The sequence below is a fragment of the Bacillus kwashiorkori genome, assembly GCF_001375515.1.
Classification (GTDB): domain Bacteria; phylum Bacillota; class Bacilli; order Bacillales; family Caldibacillaceae; genus Bacillus_BK; species Bacillus_BK kwashiorkori.
In genome coordinates this window covers 192,372-216,965 of the sequence record NZ_CTDX01000012.1, presented here as the reverse complement: position 1 = coordinate 216,965, position 24,594 = coordinate 192,372, and the positions used below count along the sequence as shown (strand labels likewise).

Annotated in this window: 20 protein-coding genes; 3 read left to right on the top strand and 17 right to left on the bottom strand. The window is 37.3% G+C overall.

All coding sequences use genetic code 11. The annotated features are described in order from the left end of the window. Positions 1-24: 24 nt before the first annotated feature. From BN1242_RS04150 to BN1242_RS04130, 5 genes are all read right to left on the bottom strand, one after another. The gene (locus BN1242_RS04150) at positions 25-1,455 is read right to left on the bottom strand and encodes a glycosyltransferase family 2 protein (RefSeq protein WP_062351678.1); all 1,431 of its coding nucleotides are present in this window, start codon (positions 1,453-1,455) and stop codon (positions 25-27) included. An 838-nt stretch (positions 1,456-2,293) separates the two neighbouring features. Next, positions 2,294-3,484: a CDP-glycerol glycerophosphotransferase family protein gene (locus BN1242_RS04145; RefSeq protein ID WP_062351675.1), complete on the bottom strand. Its 1,191-nt coding sequence runs from the start codon at positions 3,482-3,484 to the stop codon at positions 2,294-2,296. Positions 3,485-3,568: 84 nt separating this feature from the next. Then, complete coding sequence (locus BN1242_RS04140; RefSeq protein WP_062351672.1) at positions 3,569-4,879, bottom strand: CDP-glycerol glycerophosphotransferase family protein; 1,311 nt, start codon at positions 4,877-4,879, stop codon at positions 3,569-3,571. 180 nt (positions 4,880-5,059) lie between these two features. Then, positions 5,060-5,812 carry an SDR family oxidoreductase gene (locus BN1242_RS04135; protein ID WP_062351669.1) on the bottom strand — a complete coding sequence of 251 codons (753 nt, stop codon included), beginning with the start codon at positions 5,810-5,812 and terminating at the stop codon, positions 5,060-5,062. A gap of 3 nt (positions 5,813-5,815) precedes the next feature. After that, a complete protein-coding gene (locus BN1242_RS04130; protein ID WP_062351666.1) occupies positions 5,816-6,502 on the bottom strand; it encodes an IspD/TarI family cytidylyltransferase in 687 nt (228 codons plus the stop codon). Between the two features lie 456 nt (positions 6,503-6,958). Between BN1242_RS04130 and BN1242_RS04125 the strand changes: the two genes are divergently transcribed. Both BN1242_RS04125 and BN1242_RS13620 read left to right on the top strand, forming a co-directional pair. Next, entirely contained in the window at positions 6,959-8,206 is a 1,248-nt protein-coding gene (locus BN1242_RS04125) for a hypothetical protein (protein ID WP_062351663.1), read from the top strand. A gap of 164 nt (positions 8,207-8,370) precedes the next feature. Continuing rightward, on the top strand, positions 8,371-11,745 hold the full coding sequence (locus BN1242_RS13620) for an SNF2-related protein (RefSeq protein ID WP_158661044.1): 3,375 nt from the start codon (positions 8,371-8,373) through the stop codon (positions 11,743-11,745). A gap of 884 nt (positions 11,746-12,629) precedes the next feature. Here BN1242_RS13620 and BN1242_RS13810 read toward each other — a convergent pair. Beyond that, a complete protein-coding gene (locus tag BN1242_RS13810) occupies positions 12,630-12,758 on the bottom strand; it encodes a hypothetical protein (protein WP_275259440.1) in 129 nt (42 codons plus the stop codon). 49 nt (positions 12,759-12,807) lie between these two features. Then, the gene (locus BN1242_RS04115) at positions 12,808-13,167 is read right to left on the bottom strand and encodes a single-stranded DNA-binding protein (protein ID WP_062351660.1); all 360 of its coding nucleotides are present in this window, start codon (positions 13,165-13,167) and stop codon (positions 12,808-12,810) included. Positions 13,168-13,460: 293 nt separating this feature from the next. On the opposite strand from BN1242_RS04115, the gene BN1242_RS04110 reads away from it, so the two are divergent. Next, complete coding sequence (locus BN1242_RS04110; protein WP_062351657.1) at positions 13,461-13,862, top strand: YwpF family protein; 402 nt, start codon at positions 13,461-13,463, stop codon at positions 13,860-13,862. Between the two features lie 70 nt (positions 13,863-13,932). Here the strand turns inward: BN1242_RS04110 and BN1242_RS04105 are convergent, their stop codons facing one another. The 10 genes from BN1242_RS04105 to BN1242_RS12980 form a co-directional block, all read right to left on the bottom strand. Beyond that, the gene (locus BN1242_RS04105) at positions 13,933-14,325 is read right to left on the bottom strand and encodes a hypothetical protein (RefSeq protein ID WP_062351654.1); all 393 of its coding nucleotides are present in this window, start codon (positions 14,323-14,325) and stop codon (positions 13,933-13,935) included. 347 nt (positions 14,326-14,672) lie between these two features. Beyond that, on the bottom strand, positions 14,673-15,107 hold the full coding sequence (gene fabZ, locus BN1242_RS04100; protein WP_062351651.1) for a 3-hydroxyacyl-ACP dehydratase FabZ: 435 nt from the start codon (positions 15,105-15,107) through the stop codon (positions 14,673-14,675). A 271-nt stretch (positions 15,108-15,378) separates the two neighbouring features. After that, entirely contained in the window at positions 15,379-15,657 is a 279-nt protein-coding gene (locus BN1242_RS04095; protein WP_071435434.1) for a DNA-directed RNA polymerase subunit beta, read from the bottom strand. Positions 15,658-15,908: 251 nt separating this feature from the next. Then, complete coding sequence (locus BN1242_RS04090) at positions 15,909-16,751, bottom strand: flagellar hook-basal body protein (protein ID WP_062351648.1); 843 nt, start codon at positions 16,749-16,751, stop codon at positions 15,909-15,911. 157 nt (positions 16,752-16,908) lie between these two features. Beyond that, positions 16,909-17,739, bottom strand: a complete 831-nt coding sequence (locus BN1242_RS04085; RefSeq protein ID WP_062351645.1) for a flagellar hook-basal body protein — start codon at positions 17,737-17,739, stop codon at positions 16,909-16,911. A 479-nt stretch (positions 17,740-18,218) separates the two neighbouring features. Beyond that, positions 18,219-19,220, bottom strand: coding sequence for a rod shape-determining protein (gene mreB, locus BN1242_RS04080; RefSeq protein ID WP_062351641.1), 1,002 nt, complete (start codon positions 19,218-19,220; stop codon positions 18,219-18,221). Between the two features lie 380 nt (positions 19,221-19,600). After that, positions 19,601-20,281, bottom strand: coding sequence for an N-acetylmannosamine-6-phosphate 2-epimerase (locus tag BN1242_RS04075; protein WP_203226035.1), 681 nt, complete (start codon positions 20,279-20,281; stop codon positions 19,601-19,603). Beyond that, a complete protein-coding gene (locus BN1242_RS04070; RefSeq protein WP_062351635.1) occupies positions 20,275-21,810 on the bottom strand; it encodes a DUF4127 family protein in 1,536 nt (511 codons plus the stop codon). Before BN1242_RS04070 ends, BN1242_RS04075 begins: the two co-directional genes overlap by 7 nt. A gap of 43 nt (positions 21,811-21,853) precedes the next feature. Continuing rightward, on the bottom strand, positions 21,854-22,804 hold the full coding sequence (locus BN1242_RS04065; protein WP_062351632.1) for an acetylxylan esterase: 951 nt from the start codon (positions 22,802-22,804) through the stop codon (positions 21,854-21,856). 97 nt (positions 22,805-22,901) lie between these two features. Then, on the bottom strand, positions 22,902-24,584 hold the full coding sequence (locus BN1242_RS12980) for an ROK family protein (RefSeq protein ID WP_071435432.1): 1,683 nt from the start codon (positions 24,582-24,584) through the stop codon (positions 22,902-22,904). Positions 24,585-24,594: the final 10 nt, after the last annotated feature.

The following is a 24,594-nucleotide window of genomic DNA, read 5'->3' as shown; positions in this document are numbered from 1 at the left end:
AGAAAGATAAACTTCAAACAATTTTTATGAATGAATGGTTCCTGCATGGGTAATTTTCGATTTTATTTTTTCGATTATTAGTGATAGTTTGTCGCGAAACTTTGCATAATAATTAAATGTATTTAACTCGATTGTTTTTCCTTGTTTCTTAACTAAAAACGAAAAGTGCATTCTTGTAATCGGTAAAATAAATTCAAAGCCGGCATATTTCGCTTCTCGAATAGTTTTGCCCCAAATCTTAATCTCATTCTTTATTTGCTTTTGTTGAAGTACTTTCACTTTTTTACGAGATTTAATAGCAAAATAGTCTTCTCGATTAAAGTTATTAATATCTGTTCTTATATAGCCTGTAATTTTAACAGCAAGTCCATAAAATTTTTTCTTTTTAAAAATTAGTGAGTCACAAGTTAATATCTCTTCATCTATTTGAGTTATTTTGGTTGGTAATAGATTACCATTCATTTTGATTGGCCAACCGTATTGTTTTAGTGCAATTAAAAACTCTTTGTAAAATGATTGCAAGTTTTTTTGTTCCAAAATATATTTTTCATCTAGCAACTCGAGTATTTTCACATATTCCGAAATAAATTCCTTTTTCTCTCGTTCATCTAATGTAGCGATGAGAGCGTTGGAACCTTTTTTATAAAGGAATAGTTTCATATGGTAAATAATTAAATATTGTATATACGGAATGATTTGTCCGTATTTTTCCATTGATAACTGAATAAGTTTTAAATATCCATTTTTTAAGAATGGCGTGAAACGGTCTTTCCGATTCCAAGAATTATCAACTAATGAGTTACCTACTTCTCTCCGATAATAGTAAAAAGCACCAGCTATAACACCATATTGAGGTGAATGCTGTAGTAAATATTTATTGATGGAAAGGGCATCTTCCCAAAATTCTAGCGATTCATCAAACTGAAATTGTTTTTCAGCGATTACCTTTCCTTTGAAAAATAATCCACCGGCATAAAAGTGAATGGCGTCATATTCATTAAAAATATTGATAATCCGATTTCCATCCGCAAATCGATAATTAAGTCCGTGCTCTTTTTCACTAATTGCATTGTTAAAATACTTAATTGGCGTCACTGCCATATCAACATCATATGTTTGAAAAAATTGATCTGCTTTATTTAATAAATTTGTATCAAGTTTGTCATCTGCATCCAATAAGACTATTATTCTAGAATAGTCTGAAACCATCGATAAACCTTTATTCCGCGCTTTAGAAGGACCACTGTTCGCTATTTCGATATATTTAATATTATTTGGGTATTGGCTTTTATATTCGAGGCAGACTTTAGCACTGTTATCCGTACTACCATCATTCACAATGATTAGCTCTACATTATCCTTGAAACCAATCGTTTGATTAATGACTGATTCAATCGCATCTTTTACATATTTCGCTTTATTGAATACAGGCATTACAATTGAGAATTGACTCATGCGTTCCACCTCTTTCCTTATTGCCTTTTAGTATTTATTGCCTGTCTTTCAATTTTTGATGTTTTTTTGATGATTTTGTGATATATTTCAAACCTTTAAATAAAGACGTCAGCCAAAGAACCTATTCATCCTTGTAGGAATAAGAGAGCAGATAGTATTTCGTAATTTCCATCCTCAATCATCATATGAAAAAAAAAACGTTTGTGCAATTTAACTCCAGCAAAGAACTGAAAATATTGTATTTACTTAATTTCTGAAATAGTATAATAGTCCTATTTACATTCAAAAAACATTATAACATCAAATTAACGTAGTGAACATATGTAAAAGATATACTTATAGCCAACTATTTCCATGTATTGTTTTTTTCATTTCCATTCGTTGATAGACGGGAATAACTGAACATTCCAATATTCTATATCCATAATATAAAATTTTATAGTTTATTTCATTGATATTATCAAAAGTTTAAAATAATTGTTATATATGTAATAAAATTGCGGTTTTCTTACTGAGGTGTTATGTGTCTTTTTATAACAATTTCATTTGAAAAACCTTAGTGTATCGTTTCACACACAATTATGATATCCATACAAAGAATTTTTTACAAAAAAGAGAGAACAAGCTCGTTAGCCTACTCCCTCTTCTTAAAAAATATTAATTAGATTTTGGTAATACTTTAGTACACCGTCCCACACAGAACTTCTGATGTTACCTTGGACATTTTCCATAAAAACAATCTCTCATTAGATGCGTCCCTGCAACGTCCGCACCGCTTTTCGTGTTGCTTTAGAAACCTCACGGAAAACATCTCAAATTGGAGGTGGTTCTGCAATGCTTATACCGCTTGTCGGGTTACTTTGACCATTTCGCCCTCTAAAATATGGGCAACGATTCGTTTCGTCGCGTTGCCGTCTTGGTAGTCGAAGAACCGGTTTTTAAAGGCGGTTATTTGTTCTTTAGAGAACCGATTTAGTTTGATCACTTCGATAAGGCTATCCGTATCAGTCGCAAGTGGTCCTGGGATCATTTTTTCATAATCATAATAAAAGTCGCGTTCCTCTATATACTTATCGAGATCATAGGCGTAAAACACCATCGGCCGCTCGAGTAAACTGTAATCGAAGAACACCGTTGAATAGTCGGTAATGAGTAAGTCTGTAACTGCAAGTAGTTCCTCAATTTTGTATTTGCTATCCATTTGGTAGGCGAAACGGTTATTCTCCAACTGTAAGTTTTTCCGCATGTACGGATGGAGATGGATGAGCAGGACGTATTCATCGGCGAGAGCCCTTTCCATCTTTTGTAAATCGAATGGTAAAGTGAAACATGCTTGATCATGACTTTTACCGCGAAAGGTTGGAGCATATAGGATAATTTTTTTACCGGCAAACTCGGGATGGTCTATATTGAATTGTTCTTGCATCTTTCCGATTCGGTTTTTGTCAAAAAAATAGTCGGTTCTCGGAATGCCAAGCGGATAAATTTGCTTCGGGTTCATTTGGAAGGCCTCGGCAAAATATGGGATGACCTCTTTCGCACTCACATACACTTTCGAGTAGTTGCCATGAATTTGAATATGTTGAATATAGGTTTCACTCGGTCCGAACGGTTTGCCGACCGTACTTAAGCCGAACTTTTTCAACGCGCCGGCACTGTGCCATAGTTGGATTGTTTCTGTTCCTGGGCGCAGTTCCTTAATACAATAAAGCGGAAAGCAGTAATCATCGATAATGAAATGTTTGGAAGTTGCTAAATGGTAGCATGTCTTAATCATATGAAACACATAATATACTTTCGCTAGCAGTCTTCTATCAAACTTTTTAATTAAAATATGACAGTCGTATTGCGGGTAATTTTCTGTCATTTCGTCATAGATGAACTGCAAATTATCTTTCAACTGCTCCGAACGGTAGGAAGCGAAAGTAATTTTTTGTGAATTTACAGGAAAAAGGAAGGAGCAAACCGCATATACGATACGGATGATGTATTTCACTATGATTGTAGGCAAAAGTCTTAACGAGCTCACGAGTAACACTTCCATTCAGGTGATGTAATCTGAATTTTGTAGGCAGGGTCGAAGGGGATATTACTCCCGCTCTCACCCACTACCCTACATACTGACACTATTATTTTGATTGATGTGAATGTTTTTTTCACCGAGCAGTTCCCGATAAATAAAATTCAATTGTTTCGGTAGTACTTCTCTTTGGTTATCTTTAGAGTAAAAGATATTTAGCACTCGTTCCCGCTCTTTTTCATATTCTTGCGGGTTTTCCATCGTTATTTCTAGTCGTTTTAATAGGTCTTCAAAGTTGAATGATTTCGGACCAGGTGTGACGTCGAAGTAGTTGAAATACATTTCGTTCGATTTTTGCAAATATAACTCTAAGTCGTAACAGAAAAATAGCACTGGTCGGTTGAGCAGCAAGTAATCTGTGTAGCAGCTAGAATAATCGGTTAAAAGAATGTCCGTGTATTTTAACAAAAGCTGCGGATCATACGTCTCTCCACTTATATCGATGATGTTTTTATAAATCGATGGGACTTCACCGTTGCTGTACATATGCCGCTTGACGACAAATTTGTACCCGTGTCTTTCACAAAATTCATCGAGTTTCGGGAAGTTAATAATGAGATTAATATCTGTTTCTAGCTTGCCGAATTTGCGATGGGTTGGCATGTATAAAATAATTTTATCGTTGCGGATCCATTCAGGTATTTCCAAGTCTTCTTCTGTCGTTTTAAAAAATACGTCATTACGCACTTGGCCCATTTCGATGACGTTTTCTTTCGGGACGAGAAAGGTTTCTGGGTAGTAGGAAGAAACTCGTTCACTCGTGGAAACGACGTAATTCAATTTTGCTTGGTTCGTTTTTACGACCATTTTTCCGAAAAATTTATTAAGCCCGGTTGCTTCGTTTAAAATTTTATAGGAGAATGTGCTTTTGTTCGCACCCCACACTTTTTTCAAACCGACGCCGTGCCATGTTAAGTAAGAAATCGCACCGCCAAGAAGGGATTTGTTAAAGTCGTCATTGATGGAGTGGGAATGGATAACGATTTTCGCCCGTAATTGGAGCCATTGCCCTTTTCTAGAACTACAATGATAGGATTCAAATCCGAGTTCCCGAATTTGTTTCACGACTGCAGAGTTTTTTGCGATCCAAACACAGCGAAGGTTTTCATCTTTTGCCATTTCTAGGAAAATATATTTCGTGTTGCCGCGGAAACCTTGCCCATTCTCCCCGCCAAAAACTATCAAGTTCTTTTGTTTTGGAATGAGTTTGGAAAAGTTATAGACGGTAATACTGAATGCTCGCCGGGTAAGGAGGGCGATACGTTTGAATTTCGGTTGTATTACTAAATATAAAATTATGAGTAAGATGACTAGCTGTAAAATTTCTAATTGATAACTCGACATTTTTTACTCCCTCATGTGAAAATATTAAGTTGTTGAAAACTAGTAAATTGATTTTTCGTATTATTGACACCGTTTATACGTTTCCGTCATCAGCGATTTTCTGCGATACTTTTACGAAGCAGGTTTGGCGCGTGATCTATCATTATTTTTCCTAAATCGCCGCGCCAATTTGCTACCGTTTTACTTCACTACACCCGCTGGCGCCACTTCCACTTTCACACTAGCGGTTTGTTTTTTTACTTGTTTGCGAACGATGATGTTTTGTCCGTCTAGGCAGACGCCGCTATCGGATAATAGGTGACGTACGACATCGCCTACTTCTTCGGGTTGCATAATCGTTGTTGGGTCTTCATCCGGTGCTAAAATTTTTCTTAGTTCTGTTGCACAGCGTCCCGGTGAAATACAATAGACTAAAATTCCGTAATCGGAAAGTTCTTCTGATAATGTTTGCGACATACTAATGATAGCTGCTTTGGATGATGCGTAAGCAAGCCAGCCTGGACGTGGTGTGATACCAGATGTTGAGGCCACATTCAAAATTTTGCCGCCTGTTCGTTTCATAAATTTTACGACTTCCTTCGTAATGTTGAAAATGGAATGTACGTTAATTCGATACGTCGTTTCCCAGTTTTCGATCGTCGTTTCCAAAAGTGATTTCGGATCGGCATAGCCAGCAACATTAATGAGCAAGTCAATCGTGCCATATTTTTGCCCAATTGCTTGGACTAATGTCTGCACTTCTTCATAATTCGTTAAATCGATATGGTAGTGTTCGATATTTTTCCCAGCTGCCATGAGGCCTTTTGTTTCGACAAGACCTTCTTCTGTTCTTGCTAATATAATAAAGTTTTGAATATCTTCTTGTTGACTTAATGCGACGGAAATCGCCCGACCAATTCCTCGGCTTGCTCCAGTAACGATACATGTTTTCATCGATTAATCCCCCATTAAAACCGTTTCTTTATAAATTGCTTCCGCGATAACGCGGTCAATCGGTTTCGTTATTTTAATATTATTCTCAGATCCTTGTAAAATTTTGATTTGCGATTTGTAATAGTAGTAATATAACCCTGCGTCTTCCGTAAATTCTATCTTTTCTTCGCGGGCACATTCATGGGCATACAATAGTTTTTTCGTGTTGTATTTATGTGGCAGTTGGACATTGACTAGTTTGTCCCGTTGTAAAATTCCTTCGACAAACTCTTCCCCTTGTAAAACAGTGAAAGGAATATCCAAACCGTAAATAGCATTTTCATTTACCTCATCGATGAGTGCTTGGAACATGTCGCGTGATACGAACGGTCTTACCGCTTCATGAATAATGCAATAATCATAGTTTGCTTGAAGTAGGGCTTTATAGACAGATTCTTGTCTAGAACTACCACCAACGATACAGCGGATTTGTGTTGTAAAACCGTAGTCTTCAATAATGTCTTCCGTTTTTTGTAAAAACTCTTCTGGACATGGGATGATGATTTCCTTCACTTCCGGGATTGTATCCACTTTTTCCAACACGTGAATGAATAAAGGCCTTCCTGCTAATTGTAAAAATTGTTTTGGAATGTTTAATTGCATTCTTTTACCAATTCCGCCAGATAATAGAACAAAACTATATTCGCGCATGAGGTCCTCCTAAGTATTAGACAATTTTTTTATCTCATTGATGGAAAAAATATTATAAGAATATTCTTTAATATAAAATTATACCGCTTTTTACCACGTTTTTACAGCGTAAATTATCAACAGCTTTCGGCATAATTCTACATAACAATTGTATTATATATGACTTCATGGAATAACTAAAGAGAATTTTTTTGTCAGATGGGTTAATAGTTTTTATAGCCGTTAAGGGATATTTTTTATTTTTCGGGTGCGTTTGGAGAAATATATGTTTCTTTGCGGATTATTTCTCTTCCTTTGTGAATTTTTTGGAATAGGTGTTTCCACTAAAAATTATTAGGCAATATTGATATAATAAAAGAATAGGCTTTTTTGAGGCGAATTATATTATTTTTGAAAAATAGGTTTTTGGCTTAGTTTTATAGGAGATTATTTTATTCAAATGAAGGAGTCGTTCCGATGGAGATGAACTTTCAAAGGAAGCATGATAATAAAAAAGGGAATGAACAACCTTATGAGCAGTGGGTAGCGATTACTGATTCGCTATTTGCTGAAATATTCAAAGGGAGAAATACCGTTATGCCAGGCTTGGCGAGTTTTTACAGTGAGCAAGCGGTGACTCGGTTATCCTTTGTTGCTCCGAATCATCCGGTTATGAAGCAGTTTTTTACGATCGTAACGACGGTGCGTTTTTCGACATTACTATTGGAGTATATTTACAAACAGACTGATTATAGTAGCGATGGGTACGCTAGTCAACTTCAATCGTTGTTTTCATATTTTCAACGAAAAATTGATGATTCAGTTCAATCGATTGCTAAGCCGGTTTCGTTCAACTACGATTCTGTTATTCAAACATTAGCAAAAGATGTTCGTGAGTTGTTATATTTTGATGGTGTGTTGCAACAGGAAGTTTTAGCAATTTATTGGTCGCTTTGGAATCATTTGTTTATAAATAACTTGTTACGGGCGGAGGAGCTTGCTTTTGCTGAAAAGATGGCTGCCAGAAGTGAGCATGATTCGGCGTGGAAGGTTGGTTATGCGATTCAACTATTTTTAGTAAATCAAGTCGATTCGGCAATTGAAGTTTTGAAACTTGCTGGCGATAAAAATATGACGTTTCTATACCATTGGCTACAGATGTACGGTAGGCAAAGGAAATGGAATGAGTTCGGCAAGCTAGCCCATTATTACTTTGATTTAGATGGAGATATGGAACAATTAAGTCCATACGAGCGGATGCGCAACTTCCGTTATATTCAAGACTACTTATTTGACTATACGGCGAAAATAAATAACTTAGATTTATATGAAAAGGCGATAATGTCGATGTTGCCCTATAGTAAAGAGGAATTGATTGATTTTTATATAAATACCGAGCAATATGATAAGTTAGTGAATTATTTAATTTATGCGGGTATTACGGCAGTGGATATTGCAACACCGATTTTAACGATGATCCAAAAACAACAACCAGAACTGTTGCTGCCCTTTTATCATCAGACGGTAAAGTATTTTGTCGAGCGGAAAAATCGGCAAAGTTACCGGGTCGCGGTGCGCTTTTTAAAACGATTGCGGACGATTTATAAAAAGCTGAAACAACAAGAAGAGTGGGACCGCTTTTTCCAATGGCTGTTAGGAGAGACAAGACGGTTGAAGGCATTTCAAGAAGAGTGTCGCCGAGGGAAGTTGATTGAGGATGACTAGTGACGTTTCGGGTTTTAGACGTAGTTTTTTCGTCTTCATTAACGTGTTCGTGTTTCTGACGTAGCTTACATCTTCATCGACGTTTGAACGATTCACATGTTTTCCTTTTATGGAGTATTGCTCCTTTTAAATGGTCGTTACGATAGGTTAGAGAGGGTTTTTTTATGTTAAAAATAATGCAGTTAACGATACGAACAAAATTAAATACGGACGGGTCGTTTTTTATATTTGCAGTCGACGATAACGGGTTTGGTGTGCCTGTCGGGAATTGGAGTCATCTCCTTTTTCAATGGCATAAGCAAAGTTTTTACGGTGTGAAATTGGACAACCAAACGGAATTGGTGACGATTGGACGGAGCCAATTTCTTATGGACGGTGTTCGGGTGGATGCTTTTTCCGCATTAGAACTTTTTGGTACGGAACCGTTTAACGGACTTGTTCATTGGGAGTTTGATGATTTTTCCCAAATAATGTTAGCTGTTGCTCCCGTTATGTATGAAAGCATCGTTGATTTGAAGTGGCGCCCAAATTTTACCCGTTCCGCCAACAGAATGACGTGGGAAGTTCCGGAAGATGTGTGGGATGAGTTTTTACCGAATTTTTGGGAAGAAAAATTGGCAGATGAGGCTTTTTTGCAGGAGAATGTTTTTGCGACTAAGCAGGAGTTTGTTCAGCAACTATTTGATAACGGTGTTCATGAATTTTTGAAAAATCATTCAGTTGGTGGGAAAAATTGGACAGAACAGCAAGCATTTTTACAAAGTTTAGTCGATCGGCACATCCCGGTGGAAAAGCTTTTTTCCGATGAGATGTTTATGGAGTGGATCGGTTTGAAAGAAGATGAGCTGCCGTTTTCTGTCGGATATCGGTTGGAGGAGCCAGAAGAGGATGGCGATTGGTGGACGTTAGAGACGATTTTGCGGGATAAAAAGAAACAGGAAGTGGTTATTCCTTATACAAGTCGTTTCGATGATAATGCTGGTAGCAGGAAGGGGCGTACTCGTGGGGCAAAAATTCCGAAGCGATGGGAGCCTTTTTTGGATACAGTGGAGGAACGGTTGCAACGGGTGAAGGAATTATTTTTCGATGGAGAGTGGAAGTACGAGCTAACCGAGGATGAGGCGTGGGGTTTTTTGACAAATACTAGTGAAGCGCTGTTAATGCTCGGGTTTGAGATACTTTTACCTGCATGGTGGGAGTCGATAAAGGAAGCAAATTTGCGTTTGAAGGCACAAGTATCTTCCGGTTCTTCTGGACCATCCTTTGTCGGTTTAGATGCCATTATGGATTTCGAGTGGCGGCTGTCGATTAATGACGTGGATTTTTCTGAGGCAGAGTTTCAAAAATTGGTGGAGCAAAATCGGCGGTTAATTTATGTGAATGGCCAATGGGTAAAATTGGATCCGGACTTTATTAGGCAAATTAAGTCGATGATGGAAAAAGCAGAGAAAAAAGGGATGCGGGTTCAAGATTTTATCGAGCAAGAATTGTTGTATGGGGCCGATGAACGGGAAGCTTTTGAAAATGATGATCATAATGCCGAAGTTTTTTCACGGATACAAATTGAGTTACACCCGAAATTGCGTTCCTTTGTTCAATCATTAACTGAGTTGACAGAGTTGCCGAATGAGCCAGTACCGCAAGCTTTGCACGGGGAGCTGCGACCTTACCAAGTGAAAGGAATGAACTGGTTATATTTTTTACGAAAATATCGCTTTGGGGCGTGTCTCGCCGATGATATGGGCCTTGGAAAAACAATCCAGCTGATTGCGTATTTGTTGTTAGTAAAAGAACGCGAGCCTATGGGGGGACCAGCGCTTATCATTTGCCCGACTTCTGTGTTAGGGAATTGGCAGCGGGAAATGGAGAAGTTTGCCCCAGATTTGCGGGTGCATTTACATTATGGCCCGAGCAGGAAAAAGGCGGATGAGTTTCGCCGTGTGGTCGGTTTTCAGGATGATGGAAATCGTATGGGTCGTTTGGATGGTGGAGATTATAATGATGGCGTGGGCGGAATGGATGGCGCAGATTATTATGACGGTGTTGGCGGTTTGGATGGTGCAGATTACGGTGACGGTGTAGGCAGGTTGGATGGTGGAGATTATCGTGGTAGTTCGGAAAGTGCTGGAGTTGAGGATTATCGTGATGGCTCGGGCGATTTGGATGACGCAGATTACGGTGACGGTGTAGGCTGGTTAGATGGTGGAGATTATCGTGGTAGTTCGGGTAATCCGAGGATGAAAGTTTATCGTGATAGTGTTGACAGCAGTCCCGTTTTGAGCGAGAAGGCCGCGGTTAAATCGAATGTTGTGTCTAGTGACGTTAGTGAGGATGGGATGGAAGAAAATGCCGGTCACTTAGTTAATGCGAGTGGTAGTGGTAGTGAAGTTCTTTTTGAAAAGGAGCGTGCAAGTTTAGATCAAGCCGACGTTGTTCTTACTACGTACGGTCTTGCCCATATTGATTTTGATGAACTAGCGAGTGTAAGTTGGGGAACGATTGTCCTTGATGAGGCGCAAAATATTAAAAATGCGGCTACAAAACAGTCACGAGCGATTCGGAAGTTGAAGGGTCAGCATCATATTGCTTTGACAGGTACTCCGATGGAAAATCGTTTGACGGAATTATGGTCAATTTTTGATTTTATTAATAAAGGATATTTAGGCAGCTTGACACATTTTCAACAACGATTCGTGTTGCCGATTGAACGGGAGCGTGATACGGTGAAAATTGACGAGCTGCGCAAATTAATTCGCCCGTTTTTATTAAGACGGACGAAATTGGATGAAGAAGTTGCTCTCAATTTGCCGGAAAAATTAGAGCAAAAAGAGTATTGTCCGCTGACACCGGAGCAGGCGGCACTTTATGATGAGCTAGTCCAAACTACATTTGAGCAAATAACGAAGCTTTCTGGGTTTGAACGGAAAGGGTTAGTGTTAAAACTGCTCGGTAAGCTAAAACAATTGTGCAATCACCCTGCGTTATATTTGAAAGAGACGGGACATCAATATTTGTTAGAGCGTTCGACGAAGTTAGAAAAATTGGCGGAGTTGTTTGATTCGATTTTAGATCAAGAAGAGCACGGGTTAATTTTTACCCAGTATCTCGGAATGGGGGAAATGATTCGGTTCACTCTGGAGAAGCGGTATAAAATTAAAATACCGTTCTTAAATGGGGGATCAACGAAACAACAGCGAGACGAGATGATTGATCGGTTCCAAAATGGGGAGTATCCGATATTGTTATTGTCCTTGAAGGCGGGCGGAACTGGGTTGAATTTAACAGCGGCTAATCATGTTGTGCACTATGACCGCTGGTGGAATCCTGCTGTGGAAAATCAGGCAACTGATCGGGCATATCGAATTGGCCAGACGAAATTTGTCCATGTCCATAAATTTATTACGACAGGGACATTGGAAGAGAAAATTGATGCGATGTTGGAGCGAAAACAATCGCTGAACAACGAAATTATCCAAAGCGATCAATGGCTCGCTGACATGTCCGACAACGACCTATACGATATCCTCAAACTCGACTAACGTGGTGGGGGACTGTCCCCAACAATTCGCAACATTTGCAATTGTTGGGGACAGTCCCCTTTTTTGCGTTAAAAAAGCCAGTAGTTTTTTACTACTGGTTATTTGGTGGGATAGTTAGGGGATTTTTTTTGAAAGGCCTTTTGGGGATTTGTAATTCAGGTGTGTTTTCTCTCTAGAGGAATGTTTAATTATTGGATTTGTATCGTATTTTGGTTGATTTAAATTGTTGGAGAAATACTAACGTTTGTTACCGTGCCCTACAAACACCCTCGTATTGTTTGTAGGACTATTGTATTTAGAGGAATATTATGAAAATATTGATAATTTACTGGTTAATTATGTTATATTGCCCAACTTACATTTGAATTCTATGCATTACTTTTTATTGGGATGAATACCCCGATAATAAACCAAATAGCTTCAGACTAAATTGCTCTTACCTTTCGTTAATATCCGTTTAATTTTATTCCCACTTTGATTACTCCACTAATGTACTTGCCAAAAAATTCCATTCAACCATTTTTACATTACTAGGGGTATGATCTTTTCAAGTTCAGCTACGCCAATATAGTTTGTAAATTTTCCAATCGGTGTGTTTTCCGCCACGATTCAATAAATACATTAAAGCTTTTTATTACTCGAATTAACTTTTACATAAATATGCGATATTACTAACTACCTAGTTGTATCATGTTTCGTTAATAGGTAGAAAGACCTAAATTCAAAAGACTAAAAATGACTCACATCCCTCCTTTTTAATCAGTAAGTTAAATGAAAGAACGGAAACTCTTCTCCTTTTTTACAAAGACTACTTTTTTCTCCATCACCCCCTTTAATGGTTTATTTGCCTGTTCTATCATGAACATCATCCGATTGGCTTATTCTCATGTTGCTTTTTCTAGTTCAGCTATCCGCTGTTCTAATTCGATTATTTTTGCATTGGACTTACCTGTTATCGTTATTAACAATTGGACAAGTTGTTCTAAACGAGAATGATCAATGGATGTTCCCATTCATTCACCCCCTTTTTCGAAAATTTGTAAAATGAAACGTAAGTGGGAATTAATCTGCAGAGGTTGTAGCAAATTCGCGGTCTTCTTGAGGTCTGCCACCGAGGAAGCGGACTCTGTCGGCAACTACTTCCGTTACATAAATTTTTCTACCTTCTTGGTTTTCATAATTGCGTGTCTGAATTCGACCGGTAATGCCGATGATCGAGCCTTTTTTACAATATTGAGCCGTATTTTCAGCCACCTTGCGCCAAAGTGTACATTGGACAAAATCGGCTTGGACGATACCATTGTTATCGCGGAATCCACGACTAACTGCTATTATCACTTGAGTTACTGGAATACCGTCATTCGTAAATTTTATTTCTGGGTCACGAGTTAATCTGCCAACTAATGTTACTTGATTTAACAATTAATTACCTCCAATCAACAAAAATTTCATAGCGTTTTTGTAGTATTTCCTTGTTGTTATCTGTATGATAATACGTACAAACATTTATGTAAAATCAATCAATTTTAAAAATCTGATAACTTACAGAACCGATTTTACTAATTGAAATACAATTTTGTCTTTTTTATTCTTAAAAAAAGGGCAAACTTTACCTTTAAACTTTTTATCATTTTTTTTAAAGAATATTTCGACACAATATTTTGCTATATAAATCAAATTTGAATACTACATATTGTTCGGGATGAGGTGAGTTTATGAAAACATTTAAATTAGTCGGGCTGGAGTTAAAAAAGCAGTCGGGCGAGGAAGTTACGATTGATATTATCGATGCTCTTGTTATTAATCAAGAAAATGAATCGAACACATGGTTAATGGAATGTTTTGTTAAAAGGGAGTTCCTGCCACATTTCTTAAGTTTTGGGGGAAATGAGTTTTCTGTACGAGCAACGATTACGAAGCGTGATAATGAGCCAGCATATTTTCGTATGAAGGTGGTCGCTGCAGAGGAAATGGATGACTTTGCCTCTATTTTAATGGAAGGAAACATGTCCTATTCCCGTGGGCATCATTCTGAAAAACTTTTAGCAGATTTAATCGAGAAAGGGCTATCAGGTGATGATTTGTTAGCGGCCTTTAAGGCAAAAAACCGCTCTTAACGTACTGCGTGCAATATAACAAACCCACTCTCGTTTTGGAGAAATGGGTTTGTTTTTAAGTAGTTATTATTTAACTGTCTTTATTGTCATCGTCTCTCATATCTTTTCTGTCTTCAATTAAATCTTCTGCTGGTGTGTTTCTGTCTAACGCTGGGTCCCCATCTCCAGGGATGTTCGTATCATTTATACGGTTGTTATCGTTCGTGTTTCCATTACCGTCATTCATCGTACCGTTGTTCGTACCGTTCGTTCCATTTGTTCCATTCGTGCCGTTGTTGCCATTTGTGCCACCATTAATGCCATTGTTTGTACCATTATTGTTATTACCGTCAAGAACACCATTGTCGTTATTATCATCCACTTGTGGTGGCGGTGGGTTTTGGTCTGTATCGTTGTTGGCACAACCTGTCATCAACATAGCGGCTAATGCGGTTCCCCCAATAATTTTAAAAAGTTTATTCATTATTGGTACTCCTTTCTGTCGGTTAAAATTTGACCTAAGTGCGGTCTGATGTTATATTGCCCAAAAATAAAAAGAACTTGCATTAAAAAATGGGTATTTATTACATAATGAGGGAGAAAAATCATTCATGAAGGTTTTCTGATTGTATGTGGTTTTATTTGGAAATAACTTCTAAAAGTTGTCACTAAAGAGGTTGGAACAAACATTATGTGAAAAAGAAAGGAAACGGTCCTTGAAAAACGTTCTTGGAACATTTCCTCAAAAGATAGTAATGGCATTTTCTGGAGATTCATTCTCGTTGTCCAATTGTTGAATAGTCATCCTATCTACCATTTGATTTCTAAAAATTACTCTGCCTTTTCTCCAAGGGCAAACATGATTTCTGCTTCACAAGCGAGCTCACCATCGACCGTTGCTACGGCTTTCCCCTTACCTACTGGGCCGCGCAGACGGGTAATTTCCACTTCTAATTTGAGCACGTCACCAGGTTTGACTTGACGTTTAAAGCGACAATTGTCAATTCCAGCAAAAAATGCGAGCCGACCACGATTTTCTTCCTTTTTTAAAAGTGCAACTGCACCGACTTGTGCAAGTGCTTCGACAATTAATACACCAGGCATCACTGGATAATCAGGAAAGTGACCGTTAAAAAACTCTTCATTGGCAGATACGTTTTTCACACCTACCGCACGCTTTCCTTCCTCCACTTCCAACACTTTATCCACTAACAAAAATGGATAGCGATGCGGGATAATTTTTTTAATCTCATGAATATCTAACATGACAATACTCCTCTCGCGTTTTTATGTATAAATGGAAAAAATCTGAAGCAGTGCTCCCTTTCAAACTGATTGGTTATTAACTAAGCGGGTTTATGAGCTTCCCGTTCTAATACAACCACTGAATGGGAGTAATTATCTTTACCATCTACTTTACAAAAAAATGAAGACTATGTCCAAGTGCAAATTTTGTACCATACTTCCATAAGTTTGCAAGTGTATTTGTTTTACGTGGGTAAATAAAAAAATGGAAGAGCATTCTTCCATCGCTTCGTTATTTTTTATTAACAATATCGGTTATATGTGTCCAAGTTGATTTTTTAAACACATCGGTTGGATTGCCATCACCGATAATCCCGTAACCGATCATGGTGCCAATCATGAAGAAAGTGACAACTAAGATTAATACGATAATTACCCGCAGCCAAATGGGAATAAGCCGGATACGAATTCTTCTCGGTTTCCGAGCTACTTCCTCTTTCTGTTTGTCTAATTTAATCTTTCTTCGTTCTTCGCGTGATTGACCTTCTATTTTTTTCATTTTTTCTTCCATCCGCTACAAACTCCTTTATAACTACGGATCTTTTTCGAGATAAATATGCCATTTTATACAAGTTCTTTATTGCAAAAAGTTCCATGATTATGTGTTATTTGAACTATATTATTTTTAACAATAAATTATTAGTTATTGTATGTGAAAAAAATCTTATCACTCATTTTTTTATTTCCAGTAACATTTTTTTAAGTTTCAATCAAAGTTGAGAAAACTATTTTTAAAAAGATATTTTTCTTTGATTGAATTTTTTACCTAATGCCGTTAATTAAACCTTGCATTTGGTCTGCTAATGTAATGGAACGCGCTTGGAATTGGTACGAGCGTTGTGTTTGGATTAAGTTCGTCATTTCTTCCGCAACATCCACATTAGATTGTTCTAATGCTTGGTGTGCGATGTTAATTTCCCCGCGTTCTGCACCGTTTAATTCCATTACTATTTCTTCTACTGGTAATGTAAGTTCGTCAAAATGGTTCGGTAGCTTTAGCATACTGTCCCCAGCTAGTTCTAATAATTGTGGTTTTTCAATTTGGACGATACCAAGTTGAAATGTTTGTTCTTCGTTTGCATCATTCGTAAAAACAAGTGTTCCTTGATCGGCTAGTCCGACTGTTTTCATATTGCCAGAAAAAATAATGGAATTGTTATTTTCATCTAAAATAGGATGTCCATCACCATTAACTAGCATTGTTTCCTCGTCATTTAATGGCGATAAGTAAAAGGCACCATTGCGCGTATATTGAATAGTTGATTCTCCATCGCGTTCAACAAGCACTTTAAAAAACTGTTTTTCGTCTCGAATGGCAAAATCCAACATTCGGTTCGTTTGTACGATACTTCCTAAATTCATGATCATTTGAATTTGAGAAAGTTGCGCCCCGACACCTTGGCGAATTCCTGCTGGTGTTAAACGGCCAACTGCATCGCCGCGAACAGGCTGATTGTTAAATTGTTGATACATAAGTTCCGAAAACTGGGCCGTACGTTTTTTGTAGCCAGTTGTTTGTGAATTTGCAATATTATTGCTTATAACATCTAATTGCTTTTGCAACTGACCCATTGTATTTGCGGCTGTAATCATTGTACGGTTCATTTTTTTCACCTCGAATCTTCACATTGCTTTTCTGTACTTTTTTATCCATAGGCGCTGTCCTATGGGGTATGTTTCAACTTTTCCAATCCGTTACTTTAAGGACTTTTTATCATGCGCATTGTCCTGAAATGTACTTGTTCATACTCCAGTCAAGCTACTACAGTCTCCCTACTTCGTTCACCGCTTTATCCATACTCCGATCATATGCTTGTAACACTTTTTGGTTTGCTTCAAAACTGCGATAGGCGGTTAATAGTTCGGTCATTGCTTTTTGCGGGTCGACATTCGAGCGCTCGATATAGCCTTGTTTCGTTTGAAAAGCGATATTTTCATTGTCGTAAGCAGACGGTAGTGTGCCATTATCTAGTTCATATGTACCATTATCTCTTTTTGCGAGTAATAATGGATTTTCAGCATAGGCAACACCTAATCTTGCTACTGTCGCACCATTTTGGTTAATCCAGCCGTCATTGTCGACGATAAATTCATCATTCGTCAGCTGGATTCGATTTCCGTCGGCCGATAATACGTATTGTCCGTTCGCCATCGTTAAATATCCTGCCCCGTCCAACGTGAAGTTCCCATTTCTAGTATATTGAACCCCGCCATTCGGTCCTTCTACAGTAAAAAGCACGGTACTTGGTGAACCTTCATTAGTTGTCGGGATATTCAAATCAACTAGCGCAATGTCTGTTGAAAGTTCTGTTTGTTGTAAATCACCTTGATGAAATAGTGGCGCAATATCTTGAACATAGACACCTGTATTCAATCCACCGACTAAACTAGCCATTGGCTGAGGTAGTTTTCGATTGGCTATTGGCTGTTGTCCATCCAATCTGCTTAGTAGCAATTCTGGAAAAGCCCTAAGAGATGACTCATCGGCTTTAAATCCAGGCGTATTCATATTTGCCAAGTTGTTCGTTAACATTTCTGTTCGTCTTTGCTGAGCAAGCATTCCCGATGCAGCTGTATAAAATCCTCGAAACATCTTGGTCACCTCACTTTTATATTAATATCTTTTTCTATGAAGTTTAGAAAATCGTTCGTTTTTTTATGATAGGTACTTCCTGTATTATAACGATACCTTCCCTTATTATAAAGGATTTTGTCATAATTCGACATAGTTTTTTCTATCATTCTGACTGTTTCCTATATTTACCTAAGAGATTTTGTGCTTGCTTGGAATAACCATATGTCATTGACACGTAATCTCCCCCGACTAAATGCGAATAATTTTGTCGTAAATTATGTTTGATTGTATGAAAATTTGGGTAAATAGTTTTAGATTGATTTTTAAATTTGCTCATCTAGCAAATACTTGCTTACTGGCACACGAAATACAAAAAAGCCCACATGCCGTGTGAGCCTTTAAAAATATCATATATTATATCCATTAGTAACTAAGTAATTGCCGTTTTTCCCATAGCTAAGCATTACACTAAATTTTCCCATTGAAAACGAATATAATTATCCTAATTTTCTGTGGGAAATTTTGTCCATGTTGTCCAGCATGATACCTGTACCGATTGCTACACAATCCATTGGGTTTTCCGCAATGAGGACGGGAACTTTCAATTCTTCGGCTAATAATGTGTCGATGCCGTGGAGTAGAGCGCCGCCGCCTGTTAAAATAACGCCACGATCGATAATATCGGCTGAAAGTTCTGGTGGTGTTCTTTCTAACACACTTTTTGCCGCTTGGACAACGACAGAAATAGGCTCACGTAAAGCTTTTTCAATTTCATCTGAATTAATCGTAATTGTTCTTGGTAATCCTGAAACCATATCACGACCACGAATGTCCATTTCTTCTTTGCGAGCATTTGGAAAGACGGTACCAATATTGATTTTAATATCTTCTGCCGTTCGTTCACCAATTAATAATTTATACTGACGTTTAATGTAGTGCAAAATTTCACTATCGAAGTTGTCGCCAGCCATTTTTATCGATGCTGATGTCACGATGTCGCCCATCGAGAGAACAGCGATATCTGTTGTTCCGCCACCGATATCAACGACCATATTCCCGCTCGGTTGGAAAATATCCATTCCGGCACCGATAGCAGCAACTTTCGGTTCTTCTTCTAAATAGACTTTTTTCCCGCCACTTTTTTCCGCAGCTTCACGAATTGCTTTTTGTTCCACACTTGTAATATTAGTTGGACAGCAAATTAAAATTCTCGGTTTCGTAAATAATCCTTTTACGTTTAATTTGTTGATAAAGTATTTTAACATTGCTTCGGTCACATCAAAATCAGCAATGACCCCGTCTTTTAAAGGTCTGATCGCTACAATGTTTCCCGGTGTACGGCCAACCATTTTCCGTGCATTTTCACCAACAGCAAGTACTCGATTTGTCGTTTTATCAATGGCAACGACAGCTGGTTCATTTAATACGATTCCTCTACCTTTTACGTGAATTAACACATTCGCTGTCCCTAAATCAATCCCAATATCTCTGGCAAACATACTTTATTTATCCTCCTTAGCCATATCCGAATGCAGTTTATTCCTAATTTTAGATTGTACCACAAATCGTTTCAAAGATGGAGAAATTTTGTCAAATTATTTGTTTTTGTGTGGAATTTTTGGAGAGAAACCATTTCCCTTTCCAGATGAATAATTTATTTTATGAAACCGAAATCTTTTTTCATCCTATAAAAAAATAACAAAGGCTGGTCCAATCAGTGGAAATCTCCAATATTTATGATAACAGGGTGTTGATAGATCAATGATTTAAAGTAGGAATAGGGCATCCATAAAGTCGAAAAAAGACTTAAAGGACACCCCTTATATAAGTTTTAACTTAATTGCTTAATTTTAATATATCGATGATGTTTCCATAAAAGCTAGAATTTCATTTCACTTACAAAGCGTTCAGTTATTTGCTGTGGACGTGTGATTGCCCCACCGACAACGACCGCATGTGCCCCGATTTTTAAAGCTTTAGCAGCCATATTAGGTGTAACTATGTTCCCCTCAGCAATGACTGGAATTGAAACGGTTTTGATTACTTGTTTGAGAAACTCAAAATCATTATCATATAATTTTTTCCCACGAGTTTCCTCTGTATATCCATGCATCGTTGTACCAACACAGTCAAATCCTAATTCCTCCGCAAAGCGACATTCTTCTAAAGTGGCACAGTCGGCCATCCATTTCTGATGAGGGAACTTCGTTTTTATTTCCTTAAAAAAAGCAGCAAGATCAATACCATTTGGGCGAAGGCGATTAGTAGCATCTAAAGCAATTATGTCTACACCTAAGTTAACTAATGCCTCCACTTCATTTAATGTTGGTGTAATATAGACGTCAGAACCCTCATATTCCTTTTTGACTATGCCAATGATAGGTAATTTGACATATTCTTTAATTGCTTTTATATCCTCTACTCCGTTTGCACGAATTCCTACAGCGCCACCTCTTTTTGCCGCATCAGCCATTCTTTTCATTATTTCCGATCCATATAATGGTTCATCTTCTAATGCTTGGCATGAAACGACTAAACCTTTTTTTATTTGATCTAACATTTGCATTCCTCTTTTCTTACTAAATTAAAAGATAGACCACACTCAAACATCCGGTTCCAAGAGGCAAAGGAGTGAATAGATTCCACTTCATATTCGGTAAAACTATTACAAATTAACGCATTAAATTTCGTTCTTAGTCGTGCATCTCTTTCTTTATTTACTTTGTCAGCAAAATCCTTGAGATCAAAATAATTCAAATCATATTTTGGTAAAAAATCATTCACCATTTCCATCCGAACTTCTGCTTGATAAAAATAATCATCTAATAAGTGGTAGACAATATTTTCTTTAATTTTTTCTGCACAGCCATTTAGCCCTATAACTCCTTGAGCTATTGTCGTACCAAGTGTATTACAATTCGTATTCCATCCTTTATAAGAAGTTAGCTTATCAAGAATCTTTTCCTCATCAAGTAGTGTAATTAAATCTCTGTCCCCACCATTTGCATAGGCGGAGTCTGCAATAATTACTTTTTTGCCTTTTTGAATATTTTCCTTTATTTCATCAACAAACACTAGCAAATTTCGAAAACTAGTATAAGTAACATCTTTTTTTTGCTGATCCCAAGATTCTTGCATCACTCGACCAGGAGTGTTATATGCAAGTATTAAATCCGCTTCTTCCTTATTATCGGTTAACTGACACCCTGCTGCCAAAATATGTGCCTTCATACTTTCAGCAAATGGTCTGTCCTCATACATAGGAATAATTTGCGGCCCCATTGTACTACTCCAAATCGGATATATTTTTGGCCGTTCATTTTTCAAATGGTTGTATATTCTCGAAAGCAAAGTAGCACCGACTTCATCAGCACCTGGATACATCATTACCTTTCTACCTAATAGAAGTTGATCACGCTTTTTTATTACTGCTGTTTGATCAATGGCGGTATATCCGTATTCTGCACTATCATCTTGAGGGATTGAAAGAAAATCCAATACTCCTTCCGATACAAGTTCAAGCATACGCAAATTAATTGTTAAATTAAAGTTTCTTCTTGTTTCATAATCGTTTATATATTCTAAAGGCAACTTGGAACAAATATCGTTAAGTTGCTGATCTTCTTCGACAGAAAGGGTTTCACGATTTTTTTTATCCATTAAGTATGCACGTAAAAATAATTCTCTACCCCAATATTCATAGTAATCTGGTTCTTCATCGCCAGAACTATATCTTGGAGTGCGCATGATTAAATTAGATGCATATATTGGCAATTGTGGTTGATTCGAACGTAAAGTTCTCAATCTATTAGTCCATAATTCTCGTGTTTCTTCTTGTAAGTGGTGTAATCTTGAAGGCAATAACCCTCCATAGACGATCATATCTATACTAAGAATTAGGGCATCGGCTTTTGGTGCAACCTCACTTATCCATTTCCATAAACGCTCTGTGTTTGCAGGGTTGCGCTTCTTTCCTAGTAAATCTAATGAAGGTACTAGTAATTCTATTTCATTAGATGATGCTGCTATTTTTTCTACATAAGTAACATTGCAAGGCCGTTCGTCAATTGGCACATAGACAATTTTCATTATTTTCCCTCGCTTTCACAATCTTTACTTATAGAGGGGGACTCTACAAATGCTTAGCAACAAATGTTAATTTTACTTCCTCATTCATTGGATGTGTTTCATGTCCATATTCCGGATATACATTTATTTCTTTTTCCCCAAGAAGATGATTATATAAAGCAAAACTACTTGAAGGAGGGCAAACAGGATCTTCTAACCCAACTGTAACGAGTACAGGTGAAGTTATCAGACTAGCCAAATTGATACAATCAATATAACTTAACGTATTATTGACAATTTGTTCCGTCTTGTGAAGAGGGTCATGGACTTTGTAGTAATGATAGATTTCACTATACGGTCCATCTGATGCTAAAGTTATGGAACGATTGAAATTGGATAGAAAAGGAATATCACAAAGAGAGAATACAACAGAATCATGTAAAGCTGTTGCAGCTATGGAAAGTGCCCCTCCTTGACTGCTTCCTTCGACAAATACTTTCTCTTTTTCCGTAAGTTCTTTAACCACATCAATACTGCGGTAGCAATCCATATATACTAAACTATAATAGTAATTATCTGGATTCAAAATTCCTTTCGTCAGCCAACCAGCTGATCCACCATTATCATATAGATTACAATCGGAAGACTTTACATTTTGTCCTCTTACTTCCACTAACAAGACTGGGATGCCTTGAATTATATACTTAAATGTATAATGAGGTTGGAGAGTATTCCAATTATACCCATGAAAAATAACGGCAGCAGGAACATTCGGACGGATATCGTTTGGTCTTATATAAATGCCATGGATTCTCGAGTTCCGAAAACCATCAAAGTAAACATCAAAAACTTGTACTCCTGGAACAGGATAGGTCAATTCTTGAACATGTAAGTTTAAAGGATACTTTCTATTTTCACTAATTTTACTGTTCCAAAATGTTTGGAAATCTGGTTGTTTCGTTAGTTTCGGCTTGTATTGATATAATTCGTCTAACGGAAAATCATATAGATTCATGAAAAATCAGCTCCAGCCAATAAAAAAATAAATGGTAGAAGGTGTAGTACTGGGTAGGGAGTCCTTTCGATAAGTACTACACCTTGGAAATTCTTTTTTAGCTACTCTTCTCTTCTTTTTTTAACTTCTTTTCGGAATTGTGAAGTTCTTTTAAAATAATATCAAGCAGGTAGTATGTCGCAAATTCCTCCACTGAACAACTTGAACCTTCTATTTCTTGCTTGGCTGGAATTAACAAGCGAATATCAGATGCATACGATAATGGCGAATCCGTCTGACTAGTGATACCTATTGTTACTCCACCAGCATTTTTCACTCTTTTCATCATCTCGACTACTGCTGTATCATAACCAGAGGTACTTATCCCGATAGCAGCAAAATTACTTGAGAAGGAATTCGCAGACAACTCCATCTCGTATGCTTCTGTAAAAGCATCTGCACGAATTCCTAGTTTTAATAACTTTAGCTTCACTTCTTTAGCTATATTAGCCATCCGGTTTTCCGCATACACATAGATTTGATCTTTCGTAGCAATTATTTGATTCAATTTTTCAATCTCAGGTAGTTGATGCAGACTTTCAAATTTTTTTATTACATTTAAATAAGATTCTTTCACTTCTACTAAGCTAGTTGCCTCTGGATGTTCAAATATCCGTGTACTAACAATCGCTTCTTTTGCTAATAACCGTAGTTTATTATATGAACCAAATTGGAGCTTTTGACAAAATCTAGTAATAGTTGCTTCTGAAACATTAATTTGCTTTGCTAATTCTGAAATTGTTTTATTTGGGACAGATTCGAGATTGGCAATAATATATTTTGCGATAACTTTTTCTTGTTTTGTTAGTCTATGTCTATTTGACTCAATGATGGTAGTAATGCTCTTTAAAGGTTGTAGTGACTCTTGCAACAAAAAATGTCGAAGTGCCCCAATCATACCTGCGTTGTTTAAGTTTTTGGCAATTTTTATTTTTGTTTTCGCTAATATCGCTGGAATTAAATCCTTTTCAAGTTGTTTCATGATGATTGGATAAATGTAATCTTTTTGAGCAGTAATTCCGCCACCGATAATAATGATTTCTGGATTCATCATGTAGGCTATTGTTGCTATTCCTTTCGATAAATAACAAAGAAGCTTATTTATTTCTTCCTTACAAATTTCATCACCATTTTGAGCAAGTTCAAAGATTTGCTTCCCATCTATAATTTCTTCTAATATTCCTTTTCGTTTTGCTACATTTCTCACTAACGTTCTCGTTGAGGCTAACTCTTGAAATTGATCCCCTTCGATATGAATATAGCCAATTTCCCCTGCGCTAAAGCTATGACCAGTATGCAGCTTATTATCAAGAATAAAACTTCCGCCAATTCCTGTCCCTACAGTTAGACAGAAAAGGCTCTTTGCATCTTTTCCGGTTCCAATCCATGATTCAGCTAGTCCCGCACAGTTAACATCATTCTCCACTTCTACTGGTAAGCCAAAAAAATCTTCTAATTCCTCTTTTAAGTTTGTTCCTGTATATGCTGGGATTAACGAGGAAGCGTAAAGAATTATTCCTCTTTTGGAGTCAACTTGACCAGCAGTACTAATACAAATACCGCTGATATCATATTTTTTTGTCAGTTCACTCCCAAACTTTTTGACTTTGTCGACAATTACAGGGCCACCTAATTGAGCTTCCGTTGGAGTTTCAAATTTCTCAATTATCGTTCCATCCTCGGCAAGAACTCCATACTTAATTAACGTTCCGCCAATATCAAACGCAATAAATTTTCTCATTGTCAATCAC